Origin of the sequence: Actinomadura rupiterrae, from assembly GCF_024172125.1 — a bacterium.
GTDB lineage: Bacteria > Actinomycetota > Actinomycetes > Streptosporangiales > Streptosporangiaceae > Spirillospora > Spirillospora rupiterrae.
Map to the genome: position 1 here is coordinate 68,951 of NZ_JAMZEA010000001.1, position 17,234 is coordinate 86,184.

Here is a 17,234-nt window from a genome sequence, read left to right on the forward strand (position 1 = left end):
CCGATGAGTCCCGAAGAACGCGACCTGAGCTGGCTGCTGGACGGGCTGCGCGACCGGACCCCCGGCGTGCGGCACGTGCTGGTGCTGTCCAAGGACGGGCTGAAGATCTGCTTCACCGGCGACCTGGACGTGGACCGGGCGGACCAGCTGTCCGCCGTCGCGGCCGGCGTGCAGAGCCTGTCGCTGAGCGCGTCCGCCGAGTTCGGCACCGGCCTCGGCGTCGGCCAGTCGATGCTGGAGTTCGCCGGCGGGCTGCTGCTGATCGTCCCGGCCGGGGAGGGCGCGCACCTGGCCGTCGTCGCGGCCGAGGACGCCGACGTCGGCCTGGTCGGCCACTCGATGAACGAGCTGGTCGAGCAGATGGGCTCGTTCCTCACCGCGCCGCCGCGGCATCCGGCACGGCGATGAGCGCGCGGCGGCACGAGCAGGAGGATCCGGACCGGTACTTCACCATCACCGGGGGGCGCCGCGACGCGTCCCTCGACCTGGTGGCCCTCGTCGTCGCCGAGATCGGCCCGCTGCCCGGCATGACGTCGGAGCAGGTGCGGATCCTGCGGCTCTGCCGGGACCATCCGGTCGCGGTGGTGGAGCTGTCGGCGCACCTGGCGCTGCCGGTGAGCGTGGTGCGGATCCTGCTGCGCGACATGCTGGCGGACGGCCGGATCTCCGTCCGGCACCCGGTGTCGGCCCCCGAACCCGAGCAACTCCCCGACCTGGAAACCCTGAAGCAGGTGCTCGTTGGACTCCAGAATCTCTGACCCCCCTGCGGCGGCGACCCCGCTGCGCGGCACCGCCGCCGACGGACTGAAGATCGTCATCGTGGGCGGGTTCGGCGTCGGCAAGACCACGATGGTCGGTTCGGTGAGCGAGATCCGCCCGCTGTCGACCGAGGAGGTCATGACGCGGGCCGGCGTCGGCATCGACGAGCCCGGCGCCGTCCCGGGCAAGACCACCACGACCGTCGCGTTCGACTTCGGCCGGATCACGCTGAACGACCGGCAGGTGCTGTACCTGTTCGGCGCGCCCGGCCAGCAGCGGTTCTGGTTCCTGTGGGACCAGCTGTTCGGCGGCAGCCTCGGCGCGGTCGTGCTGGTCGACACGCGCCGGATCGAGGAGTCCTGGTACGCGATCGACCGGCTGGAGCACCACGGCATGCCGTTCGTGGTGGCGGTCAACCGGTTCGCCGAGCGCGGCCCGTCGCTGCCGAAGGTGCGCGCGGCCCTGGACCTGGACGAGCGGGTCCCGCTGGTCGAGTGCGACGCGCGGCTGCGCGAGTCCAGCAAGACGGTGCTGATCGAACTCGTCCGCTACCTGACCGCGCTGCACCACCGCCCCGCCGGAGAGGACGAGCGATGACCGACCAAGCCCACGAGCCCGCGCCGCCGTCGGCGTTCGGCAGCGACGTCCCGGCGCATCCCGGGCATCCGCGGCCCGTCCGGCTGTACGGGCCGACGATCGCGGACGACCCGGCCGAGCTGTACCGCTCGTTGCGCGACAGGTACGGGCCGGTCGTGCCGATCCTGCTGGACGGCGACGTCCCGGCGTGGTTCGTGCTCGGCTACCGCGAGGTGCACCACGTCACCGCGAACCCGCAGCTGTTCGCGCGCGACTGCCGCCGCTGGAACGCCTGGGACCTGATCCCGGACGACTGGCCGCTGATGCCGTACGTCGGCTGGACGCCGTCCATCATGTTCGCCGAGGGCGCCGAGCACCAGCGCCGCGCGGGCGCGATCGGCGACGCGCTGGACGCGTTCGACCGCACCGAGCTCGGCATCACCGTCGGCCAGGTCGCCGACCGGCTCGTCGACACCTTCGCCGGGCACGGGCACGCGGACCTGATCGAGCAGTACTCGCACCAGATCCCGCTGCACGTCGTCGCGCGGCTGTTCGGCCTGCCCGAGGCCGACATCCCCGTCCTGGTGAAGGACGTCGCCAACTCGCTCGACGTCGACTCCGACCCGGTCGCCGCGCACCAGCGCATCCACGAACGGATGGTCCGGCTCGTCGGCGACAAGCACCGCGAGCCCGGTTCGGACGTCCCGTCCCGCCTGCTCGCGCACCCGGCCCAGCTCACCGACGAGGAAGTGGTCATCGACCTCCTCGTCGTCCTCGCCGCCGCCCAGCAGCCCACCGGCAACTGGATCGGCAACGCCCTGCGCCTGATGCTGGTGGACGACAAGTTCTCCAACACCATGCAGGGCGGACGCGGCAGCGCCTCGCACGCCCTCAACCAGGTCCTCTGGGAGGACACCCCGACCCAGAACTTCATCGGCCGCTGGGCGGTGCACGACTGCCAGCTCGGCGACCAGCGCATCCGCCGCGGCGACCTCCTCGTCCTCGGCCTCGCCGCCGCCAACCGCGACCCCGGCGTCAAGCCCCGCGAGTACGGCGGCGCCGTCGCCAACCGCGCCCACATGTCCTTCGGCCACGGCGAGCACGGCTGCCCCTTCCCCGCGCCCGAACTCGCCGAGGTCATGGCCAAGACCGCCGTCGAGGTCCTCCTGGACCGCCTCCCCGACATGGAACTCTCCGTCGCCCCCGACGACCTCGAATGGCGCCCCTCAGTCTGGATGCGAGGCCTCTACACCCTCCCCGTCAAATTCACCCCCACCGCCGACCTCCCCATCGGCATGCGTAATTAATTGAGCCTCCGGCAGTGCTTATTGAGCCTCCGGCTCCGCGCCCTCGCCTAGCGGCTCGGGCGCGGCCCGGAAGCTCGTGCGAGTGCTGCATCGCTTCGCGATCAACCGCGCGGGCCTCGCCTCCGGCGTCACCCCGCCCGGTCGCTAACGCACTCGCGCGCAACTGAAGCCCCCGAACGCACACGCACCCCGCCCAGCCCAGCGCACGGCTCGCGCTCCACCCACCCCCAGCGCGGGGTTCACTTCACACGGGGAACCGTCCCAAACGCGCACGCGCTCCGCCCACCCGCAACGCGGAGCCCGCCCCCTGCGCGCGGCTCGCGTTCCGCCCGCCCGCAGCGGGGGGTTCGCCACGCGCGCGGCACCGTTCACAACGCGCACGCGCTCCGCCCCACAGCGCGCGGCTCGCACTCCGCCCACGCGCAACGGGGAGTTCGCCACGCGCGCGGCACCATTCACAACGCGCAGGTGCTCCGTCCCGCGGCGCGCGGTTCACCCGCGGCGCGGGGGCGGCTCACGTAGGGAAGTGGTCTGGACGTGCGTGCGCTCTGCCCCCAGCGGGGGTCGCTTTGTGGGGGGAAGGGGGCTTGCGCGTGGTGCGTGGGGGCTTTGCGCCGGGTGGCGGGGTTTGGGCTAGGGGGACGGGGTGAATTCGAGGTGGAGTTCGGCGGGGCCTCTTGTGAAGAGGCCCTTTTCGGTGGGGGTGTGGCCGTCGGCCAGGCGGACGTCGGGCATGGCGTTCAGGAGTTGGTTGACGCCTACTTCGACTTCGGTTTTGGCGAGGAGGGCGCCGACGCAGAAGTGGCGGCCGAGGGCGAAGGCGAGGTGGTCGGCGGCGGCGGAGAAGGCGGTGTCGGCGGAGAGGTCGTCGCGGAAGACGTTGAAGGTGTCGGCGTCGGCGTAGCGGGCGGGGTCGCGGTTGGCGGCGCCGATGAGGGCGGTGACCGTTTTGCCCGCCTCGATGGTGCCGCCGGCGATCTCGACGTCCTCGGCGGGCTGGCGCATGATCATGTGGACGGGCGGGGTGAGCCGGAGGGTCTCGGCGAAGGCGCGCGGGATCAGGGAGCGGTCCTTGCGGACGGCGTCCAGCTGCTCGGGGTGGGTGAGCAGGTTGGCGAAGACGGCGGAGATCGCCTTGTCGGTAGTCTCGCCGCCCGCGGCGAGGAGCAGGGAGACGAAGGACTTGATGTCCTCGTCGCTCATGGCGGTGCCGTCGATCTCGGCGGCGCAGAGGGTGGAGAGCAGGTCGTCGCCGAGGTTCGCGCGGCGCTCCCGGACGATCGGGATCATGTACTCGGCGAGCTCGACGCGGGTGCGCTCGCCGGCCGCGGCGACCTCGGGGTCCTGGGCGAGGTTGCCGAGGAAGGCGATGATCGAGGTGTACCAGCGCTGGAAGCGGTCGTGGTCGGCCGGGTCCAGGCCGAGCATGTCGACGATCACGCGGATCGGGAAGTGCGTCGAGTACTGCGCGACGAGGTCGACCCGCCCGTCCCGGCGGAAGGCGTCGATGAGCGCGGCGGAGTTGCGCTCGATCACCGGCAGGAAGCGGCTCTCCAGCTCACTGCCGCGGAACGCGGGCGCGACCAGCGCGCGGCGGACGGCGTGCTCGCGCCCGCTGAGCTGCAGGATCGTCCGGCCGTGCACGGGTTCGAGCTGCCAGTCGTAGTTCGCCGTGGTGAACACGGGGTCCTTGAAGACGCGGGAGACGTCCTCGTAGCGGGAGACGATGTAGCTCTGCATGGGCTCGTGCCACAGCAGCGGCGCGTCCCGGCGGTAGGCGGTGTACGCGGCGTAGGGGTCGGCCGCGAACTCCGGCGACAGGATGTCGGGAACCTCCGGGGCGGTGGTCATTCTTCTCCCTCGCTCGCGTCATGACGGTGGGTCGCTGACCCGAGCCTAGGGAGTGTCCTACGCGCCGGTCCATACCTAGATGATCAAGTTTGTCCGGCCCCGGGGCGGCCCGCAGGTCTAGACCAAATTGCGGTCGGGGCGGGGTCATCGGCGAAAATCTCTGCACAGGACTCACTTCCGTCCCAGCGGCGAACCGCGCCGACCGAGGACGGGATCACGGGAGGACGACGACAACGATGAGCGCCGCTCTGGCCAATCCCCGCCGCACCCGGCTCGACACCTGGCCGTCCCAGGGCCGCCAGGACTCCGAGCCCCAGCCGACCGGAGCCCCGCTGGGCTCGGCGGCGCCCGCGTCGGACGAGGAGCAGTCCGCTAACTGAAGCGGCCCCCCGGGGCCCGTCCGCACCGGACGGCCCCCGGGGCACACGGCGCCGTCCGCACGGGACGGCCCGGAGCACACGGCCGAGCCGCCCTTCCCGAATCCCTGCCGTCCGCGGCGGGGATTCTTCGCGTTCGGACGAAAAGGAACGCGATCGTCCGGTATGCCGTCCATGTCTGGTGGAGGCGGTGGCCCGTGGGAGGGGTGGGGGCGTGCGGCGGATCGAGTTGTCGCGGGCGGAGAAGCGGGTCTGGCGGGCGTACGCGCGAGGCGAGGAGGTCGACTTCCGCACGTCCCCGGACGAGGACGCGTCGGACGGCGCGTCCTGGGGCCGTGACCGCACCATCCGCGCCTCGGTACTGCGCGCGCTGGTTTTGGACGGACCGGTGCAGAACGGCGAGATCCCCGCGCTGCGCGTCAATGGCGCGCGGATCGTCGGGACGCTGAACCTGCGCTACGCGACCGTCGACCACGCGATCCGGCTGTGGGGCTGCCACTTCGAGGAGGTCCCGAACCTGTACGGCGGGCACTTCCGGCAGCTGAACCTGAGCCGCTCGTACCTGCCGGGCCTCGAAGCGGCGACGATCCGCATCAACGGTGTGATGCGGCTCACCGACTGCGTCATCTCCGGGCCCGTCCAGCTCGGCGGCGCGCACAGCACGGGCGTCCTGTTCATGGAGCGGGCCCGGCTCGGCGAACCAGGACGGACCGCCCCGAAGGAGATCCTGCACCTCAACCACGGGACGTTCGAGGACGACGTCTGGTGCCCCGGCCTGCGCGCGCACGGGCTCGTCCGGCTGGCGGGCGCGCGCGTGGGCGGGATGCTGAACCTCTCGGACGCCGTCCTGAGCCATCCCGGCGGGGACGCCCTGGACGCGGAGCTGATCTCGGTCGCCAACGACATCCGGGCGCCGAGGCTGAGCGTCCAGGGCCGGGTCACCCTGCGCGGCGCGAAGATCGGCGGGATCATCGGGATGGCGCACGCGCGGCTGTCCAACCCGGGCGGCACCGCGCTGCGGATCAGCAGCTGCACCGCCAACGAGCTGTGGCTGCGGGAGGCGCCGCGGATCGAGGGGGCGGTGAACCTGCGGCGCTCGCGGTTCAACATGCTGCACATCACGCCGGACGTATGGCCCGACGAGGTCAGCCTGGACGGCCTGGACTACGGCGCGCTGACGCCGCGGCTCCCCGCGCGCCCGCGCATCGAGGTCTTCCAGCGGGACGTCGCCGGGTACGTGCCGCACTCCTACGAGCAGCTCGCCGCGTCCTACCAGCGGATCGGGGACGAGCACGCCGCCCGGAACGTCCTGATCGCGAAGCAGCGGCACTACCGGCGGACGCAGCCCTGGTACGGGCGCATCTGGGGCTACGTCCAGGACTGGACGATCGGCTACGGCTACCGCCCGCTGCGCGCGGCGGCCTGGCTCGCCGCGCTGTGGCTGGTCGGCGCAGTGGCGTACTCGCTCCACAACCCGCCGCCTCTGAAGGCGGACGAGAAGCCGCCGTTCAACGCGTTCGCGTACTCGCTGGACCTGATACTGCCGATCATCAGCCTCGGCCAGGAGGACCGCTTCGCGCCGCACGGCGCTTACCAGTGGCTCTCGTACGTGCTGACCCTGTCCGGCTGGACGCTGGCGTCCACGACCATCGCGGGAGTGAGCCGCGCGCTCCAGCGGCAGTAGACTCCGCGAACCCGGAGAACCATGCCCGTTCCCGACAACCTCCCGTCCCCCGGAATGGCCCGTGCGTAACCTGAGAAACGGCCGACCTCGCGACCTCGCGACCTCGCGACCTCGCGACCTCGCGACCTCGCGACCTCGCGAGGGTTAGGAGCACCCCGCCGCCCTGCCGCTGACCTGCGCAGCAGCACGTCCGCCAACTCGCAAGGCGGGACGTCCGCCGCTTTGCACGGCCAGGCGTTCCCCAACCCGCACACCAGCGCATCCGCCGACCTGCGCAGCCGAGCGTCCGCCAACTCGCGAGGCGGACCGTCCAACAATCTGCGCGGCCATGTGTTCGCCAACTCGCGTGGCGAGGCGTCCACCGACTCCCACGCCAGCGCGTCCACACACTTGCGCGGTGGGGCGTCCGCTGAGTTGGGCGGTGGCGGTGGGGGCTGAGCGGGTGGCGGGGCTCTGGGCGCGGGGTGAGCGCGGGCGCTGGAGCACGTGGGGCGGCGAGCGGCTCGTGCTCGCGGTCGGCCGTACGTTCACCTCGACGGTCCGGTTGCTGGACGCGCTGCCGGTGTTCCGCGGCGACCCGCGCGTGGACGTCCTGTTCGCCTTCGACGACACGACCGCCTACTACGAGGGCGCCGGGGAGCTGGTCCGCGCGGCGGGCTGGCGGACGGTCCCGTGGACGGACGCCGGACGGCTCGACCACGACCTCGTCCTGACCGCGAGCGAGAACGTCGACCTGCGCCAACTGGACGGCGGCGCTCCCGTGGTCGTCCTGCCGCATGGGATCGGGTTCCACAAGAACGTCCCGGACGCCGAGGGCGGCACGCGCGTCTCCGGGGTCGTCCCGGATCGGTACCTGCGCGGACGCGACGTTTCGATCGTGGTCGCGCACGACGCGCAGGCCGAGGCGCTGCGGGCGTCGCATCCCGAGGCGGCGCGGCGCTGCGTGACCGTCGGGGACCCGGCGCACGACCTGATGGCGGCGAGCCTGCCGCTGCGCGAGTACTACCGCGCGGCGCTCGGCGTCCCCGAGGGGCGGCGGCTGGTCGTCGTCTCGTCCACGTGGGCGGCGGACTCGCTGCTCGGCCGCCTCCCGGACCTGCCCGCGCGGCTGCTCGGCGCGCTTCCCGTGGACGAGTACGCGGTCGCGGTCGTGACGCATCCGAACATCGCGTCCTGGCACGGCCCGGCGAAGCTCCGGCAGGTCCTGGCGGACGCGTCGGACGCCGGCCTAGTCCGGATCCCGTCGCACGCCGGATGGCAGGCCGCGCTCGTCGCGTCCGACCTGGTCATCGGCGACCACGGCTCGGTCACGCTCTACGGCGCGGCGCTGGACCGGCCCGTGCTGCTCGGACCGTCCGGGCCCACGGCGGCCGTCCCGGGGACACCGCCGGACGAGCTGTCCCGGCGCGTCCCGCACCTCGACGCGCGCCTTCCGCTGCTGCCGCAGATCGAGAAGGCCCTGGTCAGCGGCCCGGTCGCGGACGGCGCAACCGGTGTTTTCGGGAATCGGGGCGGTGCCGCCGAGGCGCTGCGCGCGTTGCTTTACGAACGGCTCGGGCTCGATCCGCCTGAGCGTCCGGTCGAGCTGCGCGCCTATCCCGATCCTGTGCCGGAGCCGGTCACGCGGCCGCGTTCGTTCCATGTGTTCACGCGGTTTGCGGCTCCTGGCCGGATCGATCTGTGGCGGTTCCCGGTCGGTGTGCCGCTCGGACCGTCCGTCGCGGACGCCTACCGGCATCGTTCGGTCGCCGAGGACGAGCGCGATCTGCGCCAGCGCTGGAACGCGTCCGTCCTGGTCAGGCGGCTGCCGGCGGACGCGTCGTGGGTCAGCCGCCGGCTCGCCGAGGACGACGCCCTTCTGCTCACCGCGACCATCACATCGGACGGCGCCTGCCTCGTCGGTCATCGCGACGGGCGCCTGTTCCGCGCCCACGGGACGGAAGACCCGACGCTCGCCGCAGCGACCGTCTACACCTGCGTCCGCGCCGATGTCGCTCCGGACGGGACGTTCACCTTGCCTACGGGACCGGTGACGGTCACTCCGCAGTGAGGCTCTTCAGGCGTTCGGCGATGTCGTCGGCGCGCGGGTCGCCGCCGTCCCGGTAGATCTTCATCGCTCGCAGCAGGTGCTCGCGCGGGTCGTCGGCGAGATCGGCCAGCAGGAGCCGCGCCTCGGCCTCGTAGTGGACGCCCTCAAGCTCGGCCGCCGCCTCGGTGAGCAGCGCGGTCGCCTTCGCCGTGTCGCCGGTGTCGGCGTGCAGCTCGCCGAGCGCGATCAGCACGCGCGGCGCCATCCGGGCGTCCTTGATCGAGCGGAAGTGCGCGAGCGCGGCGTCCAGCTCCTCGGCGGCCTTGCGGCGCAGGCCGTCCGACTGCCGCTCGCGCGCCAGGGCCCGCAACGCCCGTCCCCGGAAGTACCGGACGAGCGCGACGCCGCGCCACTCCCCCGCCTCCCGGTTCAGCGCGAACGACCGGTCATACGCCTCAAGCGCGGCCTGCGGATTGGTCAGATCAAGCAACCGCCCCCGAAACTCCCACGCCGACGCCAGCAGGGTGCGCGCCTTGGCTCGTCCATGCGCGCCCCTCGTCTGCGCACCGCCCGGGTCGCGCACCAGCTCGCCATGCGCCTCACCCACCGTCCCGCCGCGCGCCTCACCCAACGACTCGCCGCGCGCGTCGCGCGTCGGCCCGTCGTGCGCGTCGCGCGTCCGCCGGCCGTGCGCGTCGCGTGTCGGGCCGTCGTACGCGTCGCGCGTCGGCCCGTCGTGCGTGTCGCGCATTGCTTGGTCGGCCAGGCGGATCGCGATGTCCAGTTCCTCGGCCGCGCGTTCGCGCTCGCCCAGGTCGGTGTACGCGCGGGACACCAGCGAACGCAGCCGCACCTCGGCGAGAACGACTCCCTCCGCATGCGCCGAACGCGCGCCCAGCTCGCTCGTGGCGATCCAGTCAGAGAGGTGCCGATGGTTGAGGTAGTACCCGGTCAGCACCTCCGCGAGCTGCCAGGTCTCGGCGTGACGCCCCTGCTCATGCGCCGCTTCTACTACGGCGACCAAGTTGGCGCGTTCGGCGTCCAGCCAGGCGAGGGCTTTCGCCTTGGCGTCTTTCGGATCGTCCGCGAGGAACGGATCGGTGCGATCGGCCAGGAGCGCGTCCAGATTCGTGATGCGCGTACGCGTCCCCATGAGGACGACGTCGGCGAACGCGGCCGTCACCAAGTAATGCTGAATGACCTGCTTCAAAACCGCTTCCCGCTGTTCGCTCGCGTCCTCCTCGTGCGCGCGCTCGCGCGCGTGGTCGCGGATCAGGTCATGGAATGCATAGCGCCCGGACGGACGCCGTTCCAGCAGGTTGACGTTCGCTAGAAGCGCGAGGCCGCTCCGCGCGGCGGCGAGGTCGAGCGAGGCAGCGACGGCGGCCGTGTCGGCGGTGAAGTCGGGTCCGGGGAGCAGGCCGAGCCGCCGGTACAGGTGGCGGGCGTGGTCGGGGAGGCTGTCGTAGACCGTGGTGAACGCAGCGGACACGATCAAGTCCTCCCCCAGCGACAGCGCCGCCAACCGGCGGCTCCGGTCCGCAAGCTCGGCGAGCAGGTCATCGACGGTCATGTCATGCAGGGCCGCCGTCCGGGCGGCGGTGATGCGGAGCGCAAGCGGAAGCCCAGCGCACAGCGACACAATCCGCTCGGCCGGCGCGATCCGCTCGGCGGGCGCGATCCGCTCGGCGGGCGCGATCCGCTCGGCGGGCGCGGGCGGCGCGGGCGGCGCGGCCGGGGCGAGGCCGCTGATGCCGGTGAAGAGTTCGAGCGCGTCCTCGTGGGCGAGGCGTCCCAGCTCGATGAAGCGCACGCCGTCCAGACGGAGTTCGCCCAGGTCAACGCCCGGTGCCGGGGTGACGAGCAACAGGCTGCCCGGCGCGGACGGTTTCAGCCGCCGCACCTGCGCGGCGTCGGTGGCGTTCTCGACCACAGCGAGCGTCGGGCGTCCCGCCGAGCGCGTGCGCAACTGCCCGATGCGTCCCGCGACCGTGGACGGCATCCACCGCGCCACCAAGCCATAGCCGGCGAGGAACTCGCCTAACAGGACGAACGGATCGGCGTCGGCGCCGTGGTCCGCGACGTCCACGTAGAGGTTCCCGCCGGGAAAGCGATCGCGCGTCCGGAAAGCGAAACTGCGCACGAGCGCCCGCCGCCCGACCCCCGGCGGCCCTGTGACCACTGCCGTCCGAGGCTGCGCCTTCGCGTCCTGGACGAATCGCAGCAGCTCATCCAGCGCGTCGGCCCGGTCAACGAACAACTCCGCCGGACTCGGCGCCTGCCACGGCACCGACCACTCCGGAACGGCCTCGTTGAAGCGGCCGATCTGGACGACCGTTTGGGCGTCACCAGTAAAGGTGTTGTCGCCGCCGTCGCGCACGCGAGCCCCTTCCACGCAAGGGTTTCCGATCGCTCCGCTCGGAACGTACACCGATCGGGCGCGCGGTGGTGGACGGCACGGAGGGCATGGTGGACTGGAACCCACCACCGGACGAGTTCAGGCACGGGAGCGCGCTTCATGGATCCGATCACGATCGCCGTCGTCACCGCCGCGGCGGGCAAGGCCGTCGAGCTGGCGGGCGATCCGGTCAAGAACGGGGCGAAGCAGCTGTACGCGCTGCTCCGGGGCCGCCTCAAGGACGACGCGGAACTCGCCCAGATCGAGCAAACGCCGGACGGCCCGGAGAAGGCGGCCGTCCTGGAGGGCGTGATCCGCCGCGCCGCCGACGCCGACCCGGAGATCCGGCGCCAGGCCGAAGCCCTCGAAGCACTGATCCGCCAGGCCATGGACGCGAACGCCGAGTTCCGCCGCGAACTGGACGCCCTACGCGCCGCCGCGCTGCAGGAGTCCGAGCGCGAGACCTACAGCAACACCTTCAACGGAAACGCCAACAACGTCGTCCAGATCAACGAGATCCGCAACGCGACCTGGAACTTCAACGTCTGACCCACCCGAACACACGCCACCGCCTTCACAGGCGCTCCGCCACGCTCGCAGACCCGTCGCCGCGTTCGCTGGCACGTCGCCTTGTTCGCTGGCACGTCGCCACACTCGCGTGCGCTCGCCGCGTTCGCGGGCGTGGCGTCGCGCTCGCGGGCGTGGCGTCGCGGGCGTGGGCGTGGCGTCGCGTTCGCGGGCGTGGCGTCGCGTTCGCGGGCGTGGCGTCGCGTTCGTGGATCAGTCGAACCCGGCGGACTGACGCAAATCGGGGCCCGCCGCGTAATCTCGCTGACGTGAGCGTGGTGCGTCGCGAGGCCCTGCGTCGCTGGGCGGTGGTGGGGGCGTTCGTGGCCGCGCTCTGCGCCACGCCGGTCGCGCTCGCGGCGCTTCCGGCGGCATCGTCCGGGCGGGACGCGGCAGAGCAGTTACGGCGCGTGCTCGCTTCCGGCGGGCGCCCGCATGAGGGGCTCATCGAGGTGTCCGGCTCGCTCGGGTTGCCCGACATGCCCGGGCTGGACGAGGCGACCGGGCCGCTGCACGGCACGTCCAGGCTGCGGACCTGGTACGACGGCCCGCGGCGCTGGCGGGTCGCGGCGCTGTCCACGACCGGGGAGCGCGACTACCTCGGCGACGGCGACGGTCTCGACGTGTGGGACTACGAGCGGAACCAGCTCACGCGTGTCGTCGGACGGCCTGTTGTGCGATTGCCTAACGCGTCCGATCTGACTCCGCCTTCGCTAGGACGCCGGTTACTCCGCCTCGTGCGCGCGAGCGACAAGGTGACGGCGCTGAAGTCGCGCCGCATCGCCGGAAAGTCGGCGGACGGCATGCGCGTCACCACCGGCGACAGCGACACGACGGTCGGCGCGGTGGATGTGTGGAGCGATCCGTCCACGGGGGTGCCGCTGGAGGTGCACGTGCTGGCGCGCGGCGCGACGCGGCCCGCGCTGTCCACGCGGTTCCTGGAGTTCGCGGCGAGGCGTCCGGCGGCGGACGAGGTCGCGCCGCGTCCGGCACGCGGCCTGATGCGCGGCACCGTGGACGCGCCGGACCTGCTGTCCCGCCTGGTCACGTTCACGAACCTGCGGCTGCCCGACCGGCTCGCAGGCCGCGCCGCGATGCCGGGCACCGCGTCCGTGGCGAGCATCCGCGGCTACCAGGGCGGGTTCGCGTCGCTCGCGGTCGCGCCCCTGCCGCCGCGCTACGGCCAGCGTCTGGTCGGCGCGGCCCAGGACGCGGGCGCGGACATCACGCCGCTGCGCCTCCCGGCGAGGTCGGCCGGAGGATCGCCGATCGCGCACAGCGGCGAGTACCTGATGCTGACCACGCCGCTGCTGAACGCGATGCTGTTCCACGCGGACGCGGGCACGACGTTCCTGCTGGTCGGCGCCGTCCGCCCGGACGTCCTGCGGACCGCCGCCGCGGAGCTCACCCCATGAACGCCCGCGCCCCGATGAACGGCCGCGACGAGGACGCGCGGGTGAACGTGGACGGCGCGGTGGTCGTCACGCGGGGGCTGACGAAGCGGTACGGGCGGGTGGTCGCCGTCCGGGACGTGGACCTCCAGGTCGCCGAGGGCGGACGGTACGGGCTGCTCGGGCCGAACGGGTCGGGGAAGACGACGCTCGTCCGGATGCTGCTGGGGCTGGTGTTCGCGACGTCCGGCGAGATCGAGGTGATGGGACGGCCGATCCCGCGCCGCACGGGCGAGGTGCTGCCGAAGGTCGGCGCGATGGTCGAGGGGCCGGGCGCGTACGGGCACCTGTCCGGACGCGCGAACCTGGCGCTGCTCGACGCGTCCGGGCCGGGACGCGGCTCCCGCCGGACGCGCCGCCGCCGCGTGGACGAGGCGCTCGAACGCGTCGGGCTCGGCGGCGTGGACGACCGTCCGGTCAAGGCGTACTCGCTCGGCATGCGGCAGCGGCTCGGCCTTGCCGCCGCGCTGCTGCACGCGCCGCGCCTGCTGATCCTGGACGAGCCGACCAACGGTCTGGACCCGCGCGGCATCCGCGAGGTCCGCGACCTGCTGCGCGCGCTGAACGAGGACGGCACGACGATCCTGCTGTGCAGCCATCTGCTCGGCGAGGTCGAGGAGCTGTGCACGCGCGTCGGCGTGATGGACCGGGGACGGCTCGTCCTGCAGCGGGACATGGCCGACGTCCGCGCGCCGACCGGCCGCGTCGAGGTCCGCACCCCGGACGCGGCGCGCGTCGTGGCCCTGCTGGACGGCCGGGTCGAGCACCGCGACGGCGACCGGCTGCTGGTGCGCGCCACCGACGCCGCCGAGCTGAACGCGCGGCTCGTCGCGGACGGGCTGCGCGTGTCCGAGATCCGCCCGCAGCGGCACACGCTGGAGGAGGTCGTCCTGTCCCTGACCGGCGCAAGCGCCGACCGCTTCGACCGCCCGGGCGGACGTCGCGCCGAGCCGACAGGCGGGCCGGCGGAGGGCGGGGCAGCGGAGGGCCGGGCGGCGGAGGGCGGGGCGTGATCCGGACGGAGTTGGTGAAGATGCTGCGGCGGCCGCGGACGTGGGTTTCGCTGCTGCTGCTGTGCGGGCTGCCCGGCATCGTCGCGGCGTTCCTCGGCGTCACGAAGATCGCGCCGCCGGCGGGTCAGGGGCCGGCGTTCCTCTCGGCGGTGCTGTCGAACGGGACGCTGTACCCGGCGGCGGCGCTCGCGATGGTGCTGCCGCTGTTCCTGCCCGTGTCGGTCGCGGTCGTCGGCGGGGACGCGGTCGCGGGCGAAGCCAACTCGGGCATGCTGCGCTACCTGCTGCTCCGTCCGGTCGGACGGACGCGGCTGCTGGTCGCCAAGCTCGCCGCGCTTGTCGCGTTCGTCCTGCTTGCGGTCGTCGCCGTGACGCTCAGCTCGTACGCGATCGGCATCGCGGTGTTCGGCGCGAAGCCCGCCTCGGCGGTGACGGGCGCGAGCCTGGTGACCTCGATGTCCGGGACGGGCCTGACCACGCACCAGGTGCTCCTGCGGCTGGCATGCGCGATGCTCTACGTCGGCGTCTCGATGCTCGGCGTCGGCGCGATCGCCCTGTTCCTGTCCACGCTGACCGACTCGGCGCTCGGCGCGGCGCTCGGCGCGCTCGCCGCGCTCGTGACCAGCCAGATCCTCGTCTCGCTGGACGCCGCGGCGGCCGTCCACCCGTACCTGCCGACGCGCTACTGGCTCGCCTGGATCGACTTCTTCCGCGCGCCGGTGCTGTGGCACGACATCGAACGCGGCCTCGCGCTCCAGGCCGTCTACGTCGCGGTCTTCCTCGCGGCGGCCTGGGCCAACTTCGCCACCCGCGACATCACCAGCTGACCACTGACCGCTGACCACCGCGTCACGAGCTGAGCGGCGCGTTACGAGCTGATCGTGCGGAGGGCGGGGCAGTCTGCTTGGGCGGGGGTGGACATTGGCTCGCTGCCTAGGGCTCGTAGGACGATGCCGTCCACCAGGGGGTCGGACGGGAGGTCGCCGTGGCCGGTGCGGGCGTCGGGGCAGACGTCCTGGAGGACGACGTTGACCGCGCCGTCCAGGCGGGCGGATTCGGGGGGTGTGACGGTCTGGTCGCGGGTCGTCCAGATCGACATCCACTCGGGGCGGTCGCCGACGCGGTCGCCCAGGCCGCGGAGCAGGGCGCTGCCCGGGACGAGCTGCTGGCACGCCGCCGGGCACGCGCCGGGCGACAGGGCCGCGCCTGCCGCCGAGACGTCCGCGCCCTGGTGCGGGGAGCCGAGCGTGACGATCCGCCGGGCCTTGTGCGCGCCGTCGTGCTCGCGCGCCCACAACCGCGCCACCACGCCGCCCGCCGAGTAGCCGACGACGTCCACCGAGGGCGCGCCGGCGTGCAGCAGCGCGTTCACCTTCTTGTCCAGCGCGCTCGCCTGCTTGCGCAGGTCGCCGGTACCGTCCCCGGGCGGGACGACGATCGCGGTGCGGCGGCCGAGGCGCTCGAAACGCATCGCGAGGACGGCCAGCCCGTCCGTCGAGCCGCCGTACCCGGGCACGAGGACGACCGGTCCGGGCGCGGCCTGGTCGGCGGCGGGGCCGGGGCCGTGCCCGGCGCGGGCGAGCGCGAACCGCCCGGCCACCAGCAGGACGGCCGCCGCGACGAGCGCCGACATCCCGCCGACGTACCACCGCCGCCGCGGGCTGAGCCCTCCCAGCCACCACACGAACCCACATATACCCGCCCATAAGCCAGGGCGATCGGAATGCGTCGGCGACCTGCCTGGTTGCCGCCTGGGAGGGCTCCCGAACTACGGAGGAACGACATATGCAGTCGACGGCGATCGTGGTGCGCGAGCAGGGCGCGCCCGAGGTGATGCGGGCCGAGCAGCGGGACGTCCCGTCCGAGGTCGGACCGGGTGAGGCGCTGGTGGAGGTCGCGTACGCGGGGGTCAACTTCATCGACGTGTACCAGCGCGAGGGCCGCTACAAGCTGGAGCTGCCCTTCGTCCCGGGCAACGAGGGCTCCGGACGCGTCGTCGCGGTAGGCGCGGACGTCACCGACGTCAAGGTCGGCGACCGCGTCGCGTGGGAGGGCGTCCTCGGGTCCTACACCCGGCACGCCGTGGTCCCGGTCGCGCGCCTGCTGCCCGTCGCGGACGGCGTGAGCGACGCGCAGGCCGCCGCGCTCCCCCTCCAGGGCCTCACCGCGCACTACCTGGCCACCGAGTCGCACCCGATCGCGGCGGGCGAGACCGTCCTGATCCACGCGGGCGCGGGCGGCACCGGGCTGGTGCTGACCCAGGTCGCCAAGATCCTCGGCGCGACGGTGATCACGACCGTGTCGTCCGAGGAGAAGGCGGCGATCTCCCGCGAGGCCGGCGCCGACCACGTCCTGCTCGGCTACGACGACTTCACCGCCCGCGTCCGCGACCTCACCGGCGGACGCGGCGTGGACGCGGTGTACGACGGGGTCGGCAAGACCACGTTCGAGGGCTCGCTCGCCGCGCTCCGCCCGCGCGGCACGTTCGTCCTGTTCGGCGGCTCCAGCGGCGCCGTCCCGCCGGTCGACCCGATGCACCTCAGCGCGGCGGGCTCGGTCAAGTTCACCCGCCCGACCCTCAAGGACTTCGTCGCCGAACGGGCCGAGCTCCTCTCGCGCTACCGCGACCTGCTCGACTGGGCCTCCCAGGGCCGCCTGACCGTCCGCGTCCACGACGAGTACCCGCTGGCCGACGCCGCCCAGGCCCACCGCGACCTGGAGGCCCGCAAGACCACCGGCAAGGTCCTGCTCCGCTGCAGCTGATCCCTCTCCTGGGCGGGCCCTCGTCAGGGCCCGCCCAGCAGGTCCCACCGGTTCCCGGCGATGTCCAGGAACACCGCGACCCGCCCGTACGGCTCGTCCCGCGGCTCCCGGACGAACCGGACACCCGCCGCGACCATCCGCTCGTGCACCGCGTCGAAGTCGTCCACGCGCAGGAAGAACCCCACCCGCCCGGCGACCTGCTCCCCGACCACGGCCTCCTGCCGCTCCCCGTCGGCCCGCGCGAGCAGCAGTCCCGTCCCCTCACCCGGCGGACGGACCACGACCCACCTCTTGGGCCGCCCGTCATTGGTCAGCGAGGGCACGTCCTCCACCAGCTCGAACCCGAGCACCCCGGTGAAGAACGCGATCGCCGGGTCGTACTCCTCGACCACCACCGTCACAAGATCGATCCGCATCCCGCGAGCGTAATTCGTTTGCCCGCGGCACCCCGCACCCGTT

General features: G+C 73.0%; 16 protein-coding genes. 12 read left to right on the plus strand and 4 right to left on the minus strand.

Going from position 1 to position 17,234, the window contains the following annotated elements:
* Window positions 1-3: 3 nt before the first annotated feature.
* The 4 genes from FHU30_RS00285 to FHU30_RS00300 are packed head-to-tail and all read left to right on the plus strand — an operon-like array spanning window position 4 to window position 2,642.
* Window positions 4-408 carry a roadblock/LC7 domain-containing protein gene (locus FHU30_RS00285; protein ID WP_253869889.1) on the plus strand — a complete coding sequence of 135 codons (405 nt, stop codon included), beginning with the start codon at window positions 4-6 and terminating at the stop codon, window positions 406-408.
* Entirely contained in the window at window positions 405-758 is a 354-nt protein-coding gene (locus FHU30_RS00290) for a DUF742 domain-containing protein (RefSeq protein WP_253869892.1), read from the plus strand. The genes FHU30_RS00285 and FHU30_RS00290 overlap by 4 nt, the downstream gene beginning before the upstream one ends.
* Window positions 739-1,356 carry a GTP-binding protein gene (locus FHU30_RS00295; protein WP_253869895.1) on the plus strand — a complete coding sequence of 206 codons (618 nt, stop codon included), beginning with the start codon at window positions 739-741 and terminating at the stop codon, window positions 1,354-1,356. Before FHU30_RS00290 ends, FHU30_RS00295 begins: the two co-directional genes overlap by 20 nt.
* The gene (locus FHU30_RS00300; RefSeq protein ID WP_253869898.1) at window positions 1,353-2,642 is read left to right on the plus strand and encodes a cytochrome P450; all 1,290 of its coding nucleotides are present in this window, start codon (window positions 1,353-1,355) and stop codon (window positions 2,640-2,642) included. Before FHU30_RS00295 ends, FHU30_RS00300 begins: the two co-directional genes overlap by 4 nt.
* Window positions 2,643-3,275: 633 nt before the next feature.
* Here the strand turns inward: FHU30_RS00300 and FHU30_RS00305 are convergent.
* Window positions 3,276-4,493, minus strand: a complete 1,218-nt coding sequence (locus FHU30_RS00305; protein ID WP_253869901.1) for a cytochrome P450 — start codon at window positions 4,491-4,493, stop codon at window positions 3,276-3,278.
* A 236-nt stretch (window positions 4,494-4,729) separates the two neighbouring features.
* On the opposite strand from FHU30_RS00305, the gene FHU30_RS00310 reads away from it, so the two are divergent.
* The 3 genes from FHU30_RS00310 (at window position 4,730) to FHU30_RS00320 (ending at window position 8,604) form a co-directional block, all read left to right on the plus strand.
* Window positions 4,730-4,873: a hypothetical protein gene (locus FHU30_RS00310; RefSeq protein WP_253869904.1), complete on the plus strand. Its 144-nt coding sequence runs from the start codon at window positions 4,730-4,732 to the stop codon at window positions 4,871-4,873.
* A 211-nt stretch (window positions 4,874-5,084) separates the two neighbouring features.
* Window positions 5,085-6,554: a hypothetical protein gene (locus tag FHU30_RS00315; protein ID WP_253869907.1), complete on the plus strand. Its 1,470-nt coding sequence runs from the start codon at window positions 5,085-5,087 to the stop codon at window positions 6,552-6,554.
* A gap of 397 nt (window positions 6,555-6,951) precedes the next feature.
* Window positions 6,952-8,604 (plus strand): CDP-glycerol glycerophosphotransferase family protein, encoded by a 1,653-nt coding sequence (locus FHU30_RS00320; protein WP_253869909.1) that lies wholly within the window; start codon window positions 6,952-6,954, stop codon window positions 8,602-8,604.
* On the opposite strand, the gene FHU30_RS00325 is transcribed toward FHU30_RS00320, so the two are convergent.
* Window positions 8,591-10,963: a hypothetical protein gene (locus tag FHU30_RS00325; protein ID WP_253869911.1), complete on the minus strand. Its 2,373-nt coding sequence runs from the start codon at window positions 10,961-10,963 to the stop codon at window positions 8,591-8,593. The two genes, FHU30_RS00320 and FHU30_RS00325, sit on opposite strands and share 14 nt — an antisense overlap.
* 138 nt (window positions 10,964-11,101) lie before the next feature.
* Here FHU30_RS00325 and FHU30_RS00330 point away from each other — a divergent pair, with 138 nt between their 5' ends.
* From FHU30_RS00330 to FHU30_RS00345, 4 genes are all read left to right on the plus strand, one after another.
* Complete coding sequence (locus FHU30_RS00330) at window positions 11,102-11,530, plus strand: Het-E N-terminal domain-containing protein (RefSeq protein ID WP_253869913.1); 429 nt, start codon at window positions 11,102-11,104, stop codon at window positions 11,528-11,530.
* Between the two features lie 287 nt (window positions 11,531-11,817).
* Window positions 11,818-12,963 carry a hypothetical protein gene (locus tag FHU30_RS00335; protein WP_253869915.1) on the plus strand — a complete coding sequence of 382 codons (1,146 nt, stop codon included), beginning with the start codon at window positions 11,818-11,820 and terminating at the stop codon, window positions 12,961-12,963.
* Window positions 12,960-14,012, plus strand: a complete 1,053-nt coding sequence (locus FHU30_RS00340; RefSeq protein WP_253869918.1) for an ABC transporter ATP-binding protein — start codon at window positions 12,960-12,962, stop codon at window positions 14,010-14,012. The genes FHU30_RS00335 and FHU30_RS00340 overlap by 4 nt, the downstream gene beginning before the upstream one ends.
* The gene (locus FHU30_RS00345; protein WP_253869921.1) at window positions 14,009-14,839 is read left to right on the plus strand and encodes an ABC transporter permease; all 831 of its coding nucleotides are present in this window, start codon (window positions 14,009-14,011) and stop codon (window positions 14,837-14,839) included. The genes FHU30_RS00340 and FHU30_RS00345 overlap by 4 nt, the downstream gene beginning before the upstream one ends.
* A 41-nt stretch (window positions 14,840-14,880) precedes the next feature.
* Here the strand turns inward: FHU30_RS00345 and FHU30_RS45715 are convergent, their stop codons facing one another.
* Window positions 14,881-15,696 carry an esterase/lipase family protein gene (locus FHU30_RS45715; RefSeq protein WP_308211129.1) on the minus strand — a complete coding sequence of 272 codons (816 nt, stop codon included), beginning with the start codon at window positions 15,694-15,696 and terminating at the stop codon, window positions 14,881-14,883.
* A gap of 101 nt (window positions 15,697-15,797) precedes the next feature.
* Between FHU30_RS45715 and FHU30_RS00355 the strand changes: the two genes are divergently transcribed.
* On the plus strand, window positions 15,798-16,775 hold the full coding sequence (locus FHU30_RS00355) for a quinone oxidoreductase family protein (RefSeq protein WP_253869924.1): 978 nt from the start codon (window positions 15,798-15,800) through the stop codon (window positions 16,773-16,775).
* Between the two features lie 23 nt (window positions 16,776-16,798).
* Here the strand turns inward: FHU30_RS00355 and FHU30_RS00360 are convergent, their stop codons facing one another.
* The gene (locus FHU30_RS00360; RefSeq protein ID WP_253869927.1) at window positions 16,799-17,191 is read right to left on the minus strand and encodes a VOC family protein; all 393 of its coding nucleotides are present in this window, start codon (window positions 17,189-17,191) and stop codon (window positions 16,799-16,801) included.
* Window positions 17,192-17,234: the final 43 nt, after the last annotated feature.

Coding starts and splice junctions, on each gene's coding strand:
- FHU30_RS00285 (WP_253869889.1), top strand. CDS start 4: ATGAGTCCCGAAGAACGCGACCTGAGCTGGCTGCTGGACGGGCTGCGC.
- FHU30_RS00290 (WP_253869892.1), top strand. CDS start 405: ATGAGCGCGCGGCGGCACGAGCAGGAGGATCCGGACCGGTACTTCACC.
- FHU30_RS00300 (WP_253869898.1), top strand. CDS start 1,353: ATGACCGACCAAGCCCACGAGCCCGCGCCGCCGTCGGCGTTCGGCAGC.
- FHU30_RS00305 (WP_253869901.1), bottom strand. CDS start 4,493: ATGACCACCGCCCCGGAGGTTCCCGACATCCTGTCGCCGGAGTTCGCG.
- FHU30_RS00310 (WP_253869904.1), top strand. CDS start 4,730: ATGAGCGCCGCTCTGGCCAATCCCCGCCGCACCCGGCTCGACACCTGG.
- FHU30_RS00330 (WP_253869913.1), top strand. CDS start 11,102: ATGGATCCGATCACGATCGCCGTCGTCACCGCCGCGGCGGGCAAGGCC.
- FHU30_RS00340 (WP_253869918.1), top strand. CDS start 12,960: ATGAACGCCCGCGCCCCGATGAACGGCCGCGACGAGGACGCGCGGGTG.
- FHU30_RS00355 (WP_253869924.1), top strand. CDS start 15,798: ATGCAGTCGACGGCGATCGTGGTGCGCGAGCAGGGCGCGCCCGAGGTG.
- FHU30_RS00360 (WP_253869927.1), bottom strand. CDS start 17,191: ATGCGGATCGATCTTGTGACGGTGGTGGTCGAGGAGTACGACCCGGCG.